The organism is Microcella sp., assembly GCF_030645145.1.
Classification (GTDB): Bacteria; Actinomycetota; Actinomycetes; order Actinomycetales; family Microbacteriaceae; genus Microcella.
Window position 1 is genome coordinate 1 of record NZ_JAUSMI010000030.1, and the last position, 12,221, is coordinate 12,221.

The window sequence follows — 12,221 nt, forward strand, 5'->3', positions numbered from 1 at the left end:
CCCGGCACTACCGATCCGAGGCCGCGCGACGGGCCGCGCTGCCTGCCTGGTTGCACTTCTACAATCAGCACCGGCCCCACACTGCGATCGGAAAGCTTCCGCCCGCCAGCCGCCTCTCAAACAACCTGCCTGGGCACTACACCTAGGCGGGCCGGGATCAGACGACGCGGACGGGCATCCGCTTGATGCCGTGCACGAAGTTGCTGCGCAGGTAGTCGATGTCACCCGTGCGCTCGAGCACGACGTCGCGCGAGAGGAGCTCCTCGAACATGATGCGGAGCTCGATGCGCGCGAGCGCGTTGCCGAGGCACATGTGCGGGCCACCGCGCCCGAACGACATGTGCTCGTTCGGGTTCCGGGTGACGTCGAAGCGGTACGGGTCCTCGAAGGCAGTGTCGTCGCGGTTGCCCGAGGCGAACCACACGACGACCTTCTCTCCCTCGCTGATCTGCGTGTCCGAGAACTCGACATCCTTCGTCGCCGTCCGGCGGAAGTGGTACACGGGCGAGGCGTAGCGCAGGAACTCCTCGACCGCCCAGGGGATGAGCGACGGGTCGTTCTTGAGCAGCGCCATCTGCTCGGGGTTGTTCAGGAGGTTGCTCATCGAGTGCGTGATCGTGTGCCGCGTGGTCTCGTTGCCCGCGACGATGAGTAGCAGGAAGTTCGTGTTGAACTCGTGCTCGCTGAGCGGCACGCCGTCGCCCGGCACGCCGTCCGCGAGCAGCGTGACGAGGTCGGTGCCGCCCTTGCCGCGCCGCTCGGCCGCGAGGTGGCGGCCGTACTCGTAGACCTCGATCGCCGCGGGCGAGCGGAACGGCACGTGCCGGTACTCGTCGCTGTCGGCCGAGCCGATGAGCACGTCGGCGTGCTCGGGGTCGGTGTTGCCCACCATGCGGTTGCCCCACGCGATGAGCTGGCCCGTGTCGCTGTCGGGCACGCCGAGCAGCCGCGCGAGCACGCGGATCGGGAAGTCGGCGCTCACCTCGTCGACGAAATCGAACTCCTTCTTCGCGAGAGCCGCGTCCACGGTCTTCGCGGTGATCCCCCGGAGGAAGGTCTCGTACTTGGCCACGGCCTGGGGCGTGAACTCGCCCTGCAGCATCCGTCGCAGCGCGCGATGGCGGACGCCGTCCATCTCGAGGAGCGACCGGCGCTGGTCCTGGAGCTCGGGGTCGACCTCCTCGAGGTTGGTGAACCTCGTCGAGGTGAAGGTCTCGGTGTCGCGCAGTACGCGCACGATCTCGTGGTAGCGCGTAACCGACCAGAATCCGCTGTTGGGGGCCTCCTCGGTCGAGTGGTGCAGGCCCGGGGTGCGCCGGAGTTCCTCGAAGACGTCCCACGGCGCCCCGTGGGCGAACAGGTCGAGGTCGGCGAGGGTGAGGGCTGTCGTCGTCGACATGGAGCGCCTGCTTTCGTCGGGGCTGATTATTCGGATGCTAACAATCTTTCGCACGCCGCGTCGAGTGGTGATTCCCCCGGCGCGCCCCCGCGACGTCGGCGCGGGCCCTCAGTACGTTTCGCATCCGAATGAGGTTGGATGCTCGTGGAGAGGATCGATCGATGCCCAGCCCCCACACGCTCGCCGAGACGGAGCAGCAGGTCGCGCAGAAGCTCGGCGGCCTGCCCATCGACTTTGAAGCCATGGCCGTCGTGTCGAACCTGTTTCGCGCGGCGAACGCGACGCGGAACTACCTCGAGCGCACGGTGCTCGCCCCGCACGGCCTGTCCTGGACGGCCTTCGTCGTGCTCTGGGTGACGTGGATCTGGGAGCCGATCGAGACCCGTCAGATCGCCGAGGAGGGCGGCTTCTCGAAGGCGACCCTCACGGGCGTGCTCACGACGCTCGAGGCGAAGGGCCTCCTCGCGCGCGAGCGCAGCGCGACCGATGGCCGCCTCGTCGTCGTGTCGATGACCGACGCGGGCCGCGAGCTCATGCAGACGCTCTTCCCGGAGTTCAACGGGTACGAGCAGACCATCGCGGGCGCGGCGGGCGACCGGCGGGTCGCGCTCGCCGAACTCCTGCGCGCGGTGACCCTCGTCGTCGAGAAGGAGCGCTGAGCCTGTCGCGCGGAAGGCGATTCCGTTAGTATCGTCGCAGTCATTCGTATCCGAATGAATCGCCACTGCAAGGGAGCAGCCACGTGCACCAGGTGCAACTCGCGGGCCTGACGGTCGACACCCGACACGCGATCGGCGGCGACCGCGTCGCGTCGGCCGAGACCTTCGAGAGCGTCTCCCCCATCGACGGCTCGGTCCTCGCGCACATCGCGCGCGGCGGCGCCGCCGAGGTGCATGCGGCGGTCCAGGCCGCTCGCGCGGCCTTTCCCGCCTGGCGCGACCTCGGGCCCCAGGGGCGCGGCGAGCTGCTCCACCGCCTCGCCGACCTCGTGGAGGCCAACCTCGAGCCGCTCGCGAACCTCGAGACCCTCGACAACGGGTCGCTGCTGCGCAGCCATCGCCGCGGCGTCATGCCGCGCGTCGCCATGAACATCCGCTTCTTCGCCGACTGGGCGATCAACCGCCTGCACCACGAGGTGTGGCAGACGCGCGGCCACGACAACAACGTCTCGTGGGATCCCTCGGGCGTCGCCGCGCTCATCACGCCGTGGAACGCTCCGCTCATGCTCGCGACCTGGAAGATCGGCCCCGCGCTCGCGGCCGGCGACACCGTGGTGCTCAAGCCCGCGGAGTGGACACCGCTCAGTGCGAGCGTGTTCGCCGACCTCGCGAACGAGGCGGGCATCCCGCCCGGGGTCTTCAACGTCGTCCAGGGCTTCGGCGCCGAGGCGGGGGCCGCGCTCGTCGCCCACCCGGGCATCGCGCGCATCTCGTTCACGGGATCGGTGCCGACCGCGAAGGCGATCGCGCGCGCGGCAGCCGACAACCTCACGCCCGTGAGCTTCGAGCTCGGGGGCAAGAGCCCGCTCATCATCACCGACGACGGCGACCTCGATCTCGCCGTCGACCTCGCCGTCGAGCAGTACGACAACGCCGGCCAGGTGTGCCTCTCGGGCACGCGGCTGCTCGTGCACGAGGCCGTCGCCGAGGCCTTCGCCGAGGCCTTCGCCGCGCGCGTCGCCGCGCTGCGCCAGGGCGACCCGCGCGAGGAGGAGACCCAGATCGGGCCGCAGATCCACCGCGTGCACCTCGACCGCGTCGACGGCTTCGTGCAGCGCGCTCGCGAGGGCGGCGCGCGCATCGCGTTCGGTGGCGGACCGAACGAGGAGCTCGGCGGGCTGTACTACCGCCCGACGCTCGTCGTCGACGCCGCCCCGGGCAGCGAGATCCTCACCGCCGAGGTCTTCGGGCCCGTGCTCGCGATGCAGACCTTCTCGACCGACGAGGAGGCCGTCGAGCTCGCCAACGGCACCGAGTTCGGCCTCGCCGCGGTCGTCGTGTGCGGCGACCGCGCCCGCGCCGAGCGCCTCACCAAGAACCTCGTCGCCGGCACGATCTGGGTCAACTGCTTCTTCGTGCGCGATCTCGCCGCCCCCTTCGGCGGCAGCAAGAAGTCGGGCATCGGCCGCGAGGGCGGCACGTGGTCGTTCGACTTCTACGCCGACGTCAAGAACACCGTCTACGCACCGACCGGTTGGAAGGAATAGTCATGGGAAGAGTCGTCGGAGCCGCCATTCTGGCTCACGTGCCCACCATCATGCTCCCGCAGGATGTCCGGTACGACCTCAACGGAGGGCACGAGATCAGTCTCGTCCCGGGCCTCAAGCGCCTGCGCGAGGAGGTCATGGAGACCCTCGACTACGACACCGTCGTCGTGCTCGACTCGCACTGGGCGACGACCGTCGAGTTCGTCATCACGGCGCAGGCCGAGCGCAGCGGGCTCTTCACGAGCGAGGAGCTGCCGCGCGGCATGTCGCAGATCCCCTACGCGTTCAAGGGCGACCCCGAGCTCGCGAACCTCGCCGCCGAGTACGACGAGAAGAACGGCACGTGGATCACGCCCATCAGCGACCCGCACCTGCCGATCTTCTACGCGACCGTCAATCTCTGGCACTACCTCGGCCGGGGCCTCGACAAGCGCTGGGTCAGCATGTCGGTCTGCCAGACCGCCGAGACGGAGGACTTCCTCCGCGCCGGCCGCGCGCTCGGCGAGGCCATCCGCGACAGCGACCGCAAGGTGCTCCTGCTCGCCTCGGGCGCGCTCTCGCACACCTTCTACAAGCTGCGCGACCTCCGCAAGCACGAGGCGAGCGACCCCTCGCACATCTTCAGCCCCGAGGCCCGCGAGGCCGACCTCGAGCGCATCGAGTGGATGAAGCAGGGCGACCACGCGCGCATCCTCGACACGATGGACGAGTTCAAGAGGTTCAAGCCCGAGGCGAACTTCAGCCACTGGCTCACGATGGCCGGCGCGACCGGCGAGGGCGCCAACACCGCGCCGGGCGTCCTGTACTCGGAGTACGAGAACTCGATCGGCACGGGCCAGGTGCACGTGTACTTCCCCGAGCCCGAGGGCGGGTTCCCGCAGCCGCGCGACCTCGTGCTCTCGCGGGAGCGATGAGCGTGGGCGACACAACGACCGCGACCGGCCCCGGCACCGGCACCGGCACCGGCACGACCGAGTACCGCCGCATCCTGTTCGGCGGGGCGCCCGTCCGGGTGCGCCGCGAGGGCGAGGAGCTCGTCGCCCCCGACGGGCGGCGGGTCGCGATCGCGGAGGCCGTGCACCTCGCGCCGAGCATCCCCACCAAGATCCTCGCGGTCCACCTCAACTACGCGAGCCGCACCGAGGAGTTCATGACGAAGCTCCCCGCCGCGCCGACGTACTTCCACAAGCCGATCACGGCGCTCAACAGTCACGACGGCGACATCGTGCGCCCCGTCGGCTGCAAGTGGCTCAACTACGAGGGCGAGATCGTCATCATCATCGGGCGCACGTGCCGCAACGTGTCGCCGGGCGAGGCGGGCGACTACATCGCCGGGTACAGCGTCGGCAACGACTACGGGCTGCACGACTTCCGCGACACCGACGCCGGGTCGATGCTGCGCGTCAAGGGCTCCGACACGCTCGGGCCCGTCGGCCCCGGGCTCGTCGAGGGCTGGGACTTCCGCGGCAAGATGATCCGCACCTACGTCAACGGCGAGCTCAAGCAGGAGGACTCGACCGACAACATGGAGTGGGACATGCACTACCTCGTCGCCGACCTCGCGCGCACGATCACGCTCGAGCCCGGCGACATGATCTTCACCGGCACCCCGGCGAACTCGCGGCCCGTGCAGCCGGGCGACGTCGTCGAGGTCGAGGTCGAGGGCCTCGGCCGCCTGCGCAACCGCATCGTCGAGGGGCCGACGCCGATCCGCACCGACGTCGGCGCTCAGCCGACCGAGAGCGAGGAGGTCGTCTCGACCGCCCTCGGCGGCGACTGGGAGTTCCGCGGCATCCGCACCCCCTCGAAAGACCTCTACCCGTCCACCGTCCAGGAGGAAGAAGACGCATGATCAAGATCGACGTCGACATGAACAAGTGCCAGCACTACGGCCAGTGCGTGTTCGAGGCGCCCGAGGTGTTCCAGCTGAACGCCGACGACAAGCTCGAGTACAAGGCCGAGGCGCCGGACGAGATGCTCGCCGACCTCGAGGCCGCCGCGGACGTGTGCCCGATGCAGGCGATCACGATCACTCGGGGCTAGATCCTGATGACGGATGCCCCGCTCCTCATCGTCGGAGCCGCGATGGCGGGCCTCCGCACGGCGGAGGGCGCTCGACGCGCGGGCTACGCGGGCCCCATCGAGTTCCTCGGGGCCGAGGCGCACGCGCCGTACAACCGGCCGCCGCTGTCGAAGGAGCTCCTGCAGACGGAGGGGCACGGGCACGACGAGGTGGCGTTCCCCATCCGCTCGGCGCTCGAGCAGGGCGTCACGTGGACGCTCGGTCGCGCGGCCGCATCGCTCGACACCGAGCGGCGCGTGGTGACCGACGAGGCCGGGGACGAGCATCCGTACCGCGCGCTCGTGATCGCGACGGGGCTGCGCCCCAAGCCGCTGCCGATCCCCGATCACGGGCTCACGGGCATCCACGTTCTGCGCACCCTCGATGACGCGGTCGGCCTGCGGTCGGCGCTGCGGCCGGGGGCGAACGTCGTGATCCTCGGCTCGGGGTTCGTCGGCTGCGAGATCGCGGCGACCGCGGCGAAGAACGGATGCGCGGTGTCGATCGTGACGCAGAGCGCGGTGCCGCTCGACCGGGCTCTCGGCCCCGAGCTCGGGGGCGAGGTGCGACGACGCCACGAGGCGCACGGCGTGCGGTTCTTCACGCGCGACGGGCTCTTCGGGCTCGTCGGCGACCCGGGCGTCGAGCGCGTCATCCTGACGAGCGGGGTCATGCTCGAGTGCGACGTGCTCGTCGTCGCGATCGGGTCGGACCCGAACACGGAGTGGCTCGCCGACTCGGGGATCGACGTGAGCGACGGCGTGCTCGTCGACGGCGGGCTGCGGGCGGTCGGCGTCGATGGAGTCGTGCGCCCCGACGTCTTCGCGGTGGGCGACGTGGCCCGGTACCCGAACCCGCTCTTCGACGACGTGGCGCGACGCGTCGAGCACTGGAATCTTCCGACCGAGACCGGCAAGCGCGCCGGCCAGCTCATCGCCGCGCACCTCGCCGGTGAGGACTGCGAGCCGCTCGCGGCCGCGGGCTTCGCGCCGCTCCCGTCGTTCTGGAGCGACCAGTACGACATGCACCTGCTCGCCTTCGGCATGACCTACCTCGCCGATCGCCGCGAGCTCGTCGCCGGCGCGCTCGACGACGAGTGCGTGGTCGAGTACTACCGCGGCGACGCGCTCGTGGGCGTGTGCGGCATCGGGATGCGCTCGCTCGTCCAGAGCTACCGCTCGCGCTTCACGGTGCCGACCGCCGCGGTCTAGTCGGGTCAGTCCGGGTCGACGGCGGCTCGCCAGAGCGCGCGCAGCTCGGCCTCGTCGGGCAGCCGCTCGGGGCGCAGCACCTCGTCGTCGGCGACGAAGTAGAAGACGGCGTCGACGCTCGACAGCGGGAGGCCGCGCCACCGCGCGTACGCGAGGCGGTAGACGGCGAGCTGGAGCTCCTTCGCGGCGCGGTCGTCCGCGTCCCGCGGCGCGCGCCCCGTCTTCCAGTCGACGATCTCGACGCGCTCGCTCCCGTCCGCAGCGGGCGGCAGCGCGTAGACGGCGTCGATCTTGCAGACGAGGATGCGCCCCTCGAGCGGCACGTGCAGCTCGCGCTCGACCTCGAGGGGTCGGCGGGCGGCCCACGGCGAGCGCGCGAAGGTCTCCTGGAGGGCGGCGAGACGCTCGCGCTCGACCTCCTCGCCGCCGAGCTCGTCGATCGCGCCCGGCTCGAGGACGAGCCCGTCGACGGCGTCCTCGATCGTCGCGAGCCCGTAGCGCTGCTCGACCCAGCGGTGGAAGACCGTGCCGAGGCGCGTCGCGCGATACGGTCGCTGCGGCATCGGCCGCCGCAGCCGCTCGGCGATGCCTTCGGGGTCGGTGACGAACTCCTTGAGCGTCGAGGCGGCGACCCGGAGCGGCACCGGCACTCGGCCGGCGCCCGCGAGACGCTCGGCCCGCTCGGCGAGCAGCAGCTCGACGTCGTCGTGCCAGGAGCTCGGCGCCTCGGGGCTCGCCGCTCGCACGCGGGCCGCCGCGCGCTCGAGCACGGGGCGCCGCGCACCGAGAGGATCGCCCGGCCACCAGGGCGCGTCGTCGTCGTCGAGCACGAGCGGGTTCTCGTCGTGCTCGCTCGTCTCGGGCACCGACGGCAGGATGCCCCGCTCGATGAGCGGCACGAGGAACGGGCTGACCGGCCGCGGCTTCGACTGCCCCGCCCAGAACGAGCCCGTGAGCAGCAGCCGGTGGCGGGCGCGGGTGACGGCGACGTAGGCGAGCCGGCGCTCCTCGCGCTCGAGGTGCGCGGCGACCTCGGCCGAGTAGGCGTCGCGGCGCTCGAGGAGCTCCTTGCGCGACTCCGCCCCGCGCCAGGCGAAGACGGGCAGCTCGGCGGCGTCGCCGCGCAGCTCGTAGGGCAGCACGCCGAGGCTCAGCCAGCCGGTCGTGCCGTCGCGCGGATTCGACGGCAGCTCGTCGGCGACGACGCGCGGAACGACGACGTGGTCCCACTCGAGGCCCTTGGCGCCGTGGATGGTGAGCACCTGGACGGTGCCGGGCTCCGGGTCCTCGCTGCGAGGAGAGAGGTTGTCGCGCCACTCCGCCTCGCGCAGCCAGGAGAGGAAGCCGCCGAGCGTCGCGTGATCGGCGAGCGCGAGGTACCCGTCGAGGGCGTCGAGGAAGGCCTCGCGCGGGGCGTCGCGCAGCACGCGGGCCGGGTTGGCGATGACCTCGATGTCGAGATGCAGGTCGTGCTCGACCGCGGCGACGAGGTCGGGCAGGTCGAGCGCCGTGCGCGACCGCAGCCGGGCGAAGAGGCGGCCCGCCTCGCGCAGCCGCTCGCGGCCGACCTCGCTGAGCCGGGCGAGCTGGCCGTGGGTCTCGGGCGCGGTCGCGACGAAGTCGAGCGCGTCGACGAGCGACACCCCGTCGGTCGCGGCGACGGAGGCCCGCATGCGCTCGATGACCTCGGGCGGGAACGCTCGCTGGGCGAGGTCGCGCTCGCGCAGCCAGGAGGCGATGCCGCGCAGCGCCTCGAGGTCGGCGAGCCCGATGCGCCAGCGCGGCCCCGCGAGCAGGCGCACGAGCTCCGTGCCCGCCGCCGGGTCGTCGACGACCGCGAGCGCGCTCACGAGGTCGGCGATCTCCGGCTCGGCGAGGAGCCCGCCGATGCCTAGCACGTGGAACGGCACCCCGGCCTCGCGGAGGGCGGCGAGGAAGACGGGCTGGAGCGTGCGGTTGCGCATGAGCAGCGCCGCGCTCGGCCGCAGCGCCCGCCCGGCGTCGTCGACCGCGTCGGGCGCCGCTCCGTGCGACGGCTCGGCGAGTCGCGCGGCCAGCCAGCGCGCGACGGCCTCCGCCTCCGCGGTCACGGTCTCGAGCTGCGCGAGCTCGACGGGCTCCGCGCTCGCGGACGGGCCCGGGTGCAGTCGTTCGACCGGCACGCCGCCGCGCGCGGTGAGCGGCTCGACGAGCGCATTGGCCACGTCGAGGATGCGGTGGCCGTTCCGCCAGGAGGTGCTGAGCGAGTACCGGGCGACGCCCGCATCCTCGCCGCGCGTGAAGCGGCGTGCGAAGTCGTCGAGGTTCGACGCGCTCGCTCCGCGCCACCCGTAGATCGACTGGTGCGGGTCGCCCACGGCCATGACCGGGAGGCCGGCGAAGAGGGAGGCGAGCAGGCGCGACTGCGCGACGTTGGTGTCCTGGTACTCGTCGAGGAGGACGACGCGGTAGCGGTCGCGCACGCTCGCGGCGACCTCGGCGTGCCGCGCGACGATCCGGAGGGCGAGGCTCACCTGGTCGCTGAACTCGACGAGGCCCTCGCGCGCCTTGAGCGACTGGAACCGCTCGACGAGGTCGACGATCGGGAGCGTCGCGCCGAGCCTCAGGAGCGCCTCCATGCCCTGCGCGCGCACGTGCCGATCGCCGAGCGGCAGGTCGGCGACGCCCAGGAACTCCTCGATGAACGAGCGCACGTCGGCGATGTCGGCGTCGTGCTCGGCCACGGCGTGGGCGAGCTGCAGCACGGCGGCGGTGAGGCGGTCGACGGGCTGGTCGAGCTCGGCGAGCCGCGCGTCGTCGGAGCTCGTGACGACCTGGCGCGCGAGCTGCCACGCGCTCGCCTCGCCGAGCACCGCGCCCTCGGGGTCGCGCCCGATGAGCACGGCGTGGTCGCGGTAGAGGGTGGAGGCGAAGGCGTTGTACGTCGACACGGTCGGCTGCGTGAACGCGTCGACGAGCGGCGGCGCGTCGGGCTCGCGGCTCATGAGCGGCGTCCGGCCGAGCGCGGTGAGCCGCTCGCGGATGCGGTGCGAGAGCTCGCCGGCCGCCTTGCGGGTGAAGGTGAGGCCGAGCACCTGCTCGGGCGCGACGAACCCGTTGGCGACGAGCCACAGCACGCGCGCCGACATCGTCTCGGTCTTGCCCGAGCCGGCGCCGGCGACGACGAGCGCGGGGCCGAGCGGCGACTCGATGACGGCGCGCTGCTCGTCGGTCGGACGGTGCTGCCCGATGGCGTCGGCGATCTCGTCGGCGCTCACGCGGGCGCCGGGGACGGAGGCGATCCAGCTCGTCATGACGCCCCCGTCACGGGCGGTACGCGGTGGATGCGGTGCCGGAGCGCTCCGTAGTCGTAGCGGCCGACGGTGCGCGCCCCCGTCAGCTCGGCGACGGCGATGGCCGCAACCGCCTGCCGCAGACGCTCGCGGAACGCCTCGAGCCCGGCCTCGTCGAGCACCGCCTGGCTCGCCTCGCGGTAGGGCTTGCCGCGCACACCCTCACGGACGAACAGCAGTCGGGCGCCCTCGGCGTGGTGCGGGCCCAGCCCGTCGAGGATCTCGTCGAACGCGCCGTCGGCGTAGGCGAGCTGGTAGGCACCGAGCTGCGCGTTCTCAGCCGCACGGGCATCCGTCACGGGCTTGCCGGTCTTGAGGTCGATGATCCGCACGGCGCCGTCGTCGCCCCTCTCGATGCGATCGACCGTCCCGCGCAGTCGCGCCCGATCGACCTCGACCTCGAAGCGGCGCTCGGCGGCGACGAGGGCGCGGCCGGCGCTCGCGGCGTCCTGCAGGTAGGCGGCGACGCCCTGGGCGTAGCGACGCGCGAGGCGGCGCTGCTGGTCCGCGAGCCACGGGGACTCGAACACGAGCTCGCCCCACCGCGCCTCGATCGCCGCCCACACGGCGTCGACGGTCGGATCGGTCGCGGTCTCCATCGCCCCGTGCACGATCGTGCCGATCCCCATCGCGGGGCTCGACTCCTCGGGGGCGACGCGGTCGAGGAACCAGTCGAGCGGCGACGACTCGATCGACTCGAGCTTCGAGGGCGAGAGCGCGACGCTCTCGGCCTCCGCGAAGAGGGGCGCGGTCTTCGACGGGTCGATGAGCCCCCACCACTCCGCCGGATCGGCTCCGGGCACCTCGGCGTCGGCGAGCCGACGGAGCGCGACGGCGGCATCGGCCCGCGCGGTCTCCCCGGCTCCCGGGTCGGCGAGGATGCGCCGGAGGTGGCCGACGAGGCGCCGCAGCGAGCGGGGCCGGCCGCGACGACGCTCGGCAGCAGTGCCGCCCCCGCCTCCCTCCTCGGGCGCGTGCTCCCCCGCCGCGTCGGCGACGACCTGCCACAGGGCGCTCGGCTGCTCGTCGTCGCCCGCCGTCGCGGTCGCGATGAGCTGATGCCGCGCGCGCGAGAACGCGAGCACGGCCATCCGCAGCTCGTCGTCGAGGACGAGGCGTCGCTCGTCGATGTCGTCGACGGGCAGCCCGCTCGCGAGGCGGCTGATCGCGGGCGCGTGAAGCAGCGAGCCGCGGATCCGCAGGTTCGGCCACACCCCCTCCGTGAGCCCGGCGACGATGACGACGTCGACTTCGAGCCCGGTCGCCGACGCCGGCGTCGTCACGAGCACCGACTCGGCGAGCCGCACGGGCGCGAGCAGGTCGTCGGCGACGTCGCTGTCGAGCACGCGCGCGAGGAAGGCCTCGACGGTCGCCTCGGGCACGGTGTCGACGATCGTCGTCGCGGCCGTGAACACGGCGACGACGGCATCGAGCGCGCGATCGGCCTCGGCCGCGACGACGCCCGACCCGGCCGACTGGCGCGCCCAGTCGTCGGCGACCCGCGCATCGCTCCATGCCGCCCAGAGAAGCTCGTCGACGGTCGCCCCCGCGTCGTGCCGCGCGCGGATGCCCGCGAGGGTCCGCGCGACGCGCGCGGCGCGGCGGGCCACGCGATGGTCGATCGTCTCGAGCCGGTCGGGAGCGGCGAGCGCCTCGACCAGCAGCTCATCGGCCGGACGATCGCCCTCGCCCGCGAGCTCCTCCGCCCGCAGCGCGCGGCGGAGCCGCCGCAGCCCGATGCGGTCGAGCCCGCCGAGGGGACCGAGCAGGAGCTCGGTCGCCGCGGCGGCGTCGAGCGGGCTCCGCCCGACGCCGACATCGACGAAGCGGATGAGGGCGCGCGCCGCGGGGTGCTCGCGCAGCGGACGCCCGGCGGCGGTCGTCCGCACGGGGACGTCGGCGACGGCGAGTGCCCGGGCGATGAGCGGGACCTGCGCGCCGCTGCGCACGACGACCGCCATGCGCGACCACGGAACCCGGTCGAGCACGTGGCGCTCGCGCAGCAGGTCCG

Annotated in this window: 10 protein-coding genes; 7 read left to right on the forward strand and 3 right to left on the reverse strand. The window is 72.6% G+C overall.

Features of this window, described 5'->3' with window-relative positions:
* Positions 1-146, forward strand: a 146-nt coding sequence (locus Q7T15_RS01795) for an integrase core domain-containing protein (protein WP_304692700.1), incomplete at its 5' end; no start/stop codon positions are given.
* Positions 147-157: 11 nt separating this feature from the next.
* Here Q7T15_RS01795 and Q7T15_RS01800 read toward each other — a convergent pair.
* Positions 158-1,399: a cytochrome P450 gene (locus Q7T15_RS01800; RefSeq protein ID WP_304692682.1), complete on the reverse strand. Its 1,242-nt coding sequence runs from the start codon at positions 1,397-1,399 to the stop codon at positions 158-160.
* 161 nt (positions 1,400-1,560) lie between these two features.
* On the opposite strand from Q7T15_RS01800, the gene Q7T15_RS01805 reads away from it, so the two are divergent.
* The 6 genes from Q7T15_RS01805 (at position 1,561) to Q7T15_RS01830 (ending at position 6,878) form a co-directional block, all read left to right on the forward strand.
* Positions 1,561-2,058 (forward strand): MarR family winged helix-turn-helix transcriptional regulator, encoded by a 498-nt coding sequence (locus Q7T15_RS01805; protein ID WP_304692684.1) that lies wholly within the window; start codon positions 1,561-1,563, stop codon positions 2,056-2,058.
* Positions 2,059-2,141: 83 nt separating this feature from the next.
* Entirely contained in the window at positions 2,142-3,605 is a 1,464-nt protein-coding gene (locus tag Q7T15_RS01810) for an aldehyde dehydrogenase family protein (RefSeq protein WP_304692686.1), read from the forward strand.
* Positions 3,606-3,607: 2 nt separating this feature from the next.
* Positions 3,608-4,519 (forward strand): catechol 1,2-dioxygenase, encoded by a 912-nt coding sequence (locus Q7T15_RS01815; protein WP_304692688.1) that lies wholly within the window; start codon positions 3,608-3,610, stop codon positions 4,517-4,519.
* Positions 4,520-4,521: 2 nt separating this feature from the next.
* Positions 4,522-5,457, forward strand: coding sequence for a fumarylacetoacetate hydrolase family protein (locus Q7T15_RS01820; protein WP_304692690.1), 936 nt, complete (start codon positions 4,522-4,524; stop codon positions 5,455-5,457).
* Positions 5,454-5,648 (forward strand): ferredoxin, encoded by a 195-nt coding sequence (locus Q7T15_RS01825; RefSeq protein WP_304692692.1) that lies wholly within the window; start codon positions 5,454-5,456, stop codon positions 5,646-5,648. Before Q7T15_RS01820 ends, Q7T15_RS01825 begins: the two co-directional genes overlap by 4 nt.
* Positions 5,649-5,654: 6 nt before the next feature.
* Positions 5,655-6,878, forward strand: a complete 1,224-nt coding sequence (locus Q7T15_RS01830; protein ID WP_304692694.1) for an NAD(P)/FAD-dependent oxidoreductase — start codon at positions 5,655-5,657, stop codon at positions 6,876-6,878.
* A 5-nt stretch (positions 6,879-6,883) separates the two neighbouring features.
* On the opposite strand, the gene Q7T15_RS01835 is transcribed toward Q7T15_RS01830, so the two are convergent.
* Both Q7T15_RS01835 and Q7T15_RS01840 read right to left on the reverse strand, forming a co-directional pair.
* The gene (locus tag Q7T15_RS01835; protein WP_304692696.1) at positions 6,884-10,171 is read right to left on the reverse strand and encodes a UvrD-helicase domain-containing protein; all 3,288 of its coding nucleotides are present in this window, start codon (positions 10,169-10,171) and stop codon (positions 6,884-6,886) included.
* A partial coding sequence (locus Q7T15_RS01840) for a UrvD/REP family ATP-dependent DNA helicase (protein WP_304692698.1) occupies positions 10,168-12,221 on the reverse strand: 2,054 nt, incomplete at its 5' end. The genes Q7T15_RS01835 and Q7T15_RS01840, both read right to left, overlap by 4 nt.

Excerpts from the sequence above, each read along its gene's own strand:
- Q7T15_RS01825 (WP_304692692.1), top strand. The coding sequence starts at position 5,454 with ATGATCAAGATCGACGTCGACATGAACAAGTGCCAGCACTACGGCCAG.
- Q7T15_RS01800 (WP_304692682.1), bottom strand. The coding sequence starts at position 1,399 with ATGTCGACGACGACAGCCCTCACCCTCGCCGACCTCGACCTGTTCGCC.
- Q7T15_RS01815 (WP_304692688.1), top strand. The coding sequence starts at position 3,608 with ATGGGAAGAGTCGTCGGAGCCGCCATTCTGGCTCACGTGCCCACCATC.
- Q7T15_RS01830 (WP_304692694.1), top strand. The coding sequence starts at position 5,655 with ATGACGGATGCCCCGCTCCTCATCGTCGGAGCCGCGATGGCGGGCCTC.
- Q7T15_RS01805 (WP_304692684.1), top strand. The coding sequence starts at position 1,561 with ATGCCCAGCCCCCACACGCTCGCCGAGACGGAGCAGCAGGTCGCGCAG.
- Q7T15_RS01835 (WP_304692696.1), bottom strand. The coding sequence starts at position 10,171 with ATGACGAGCTGGATCGCCTCCGTCCCCGGCGCCCGCGTGAGCGCCGAC.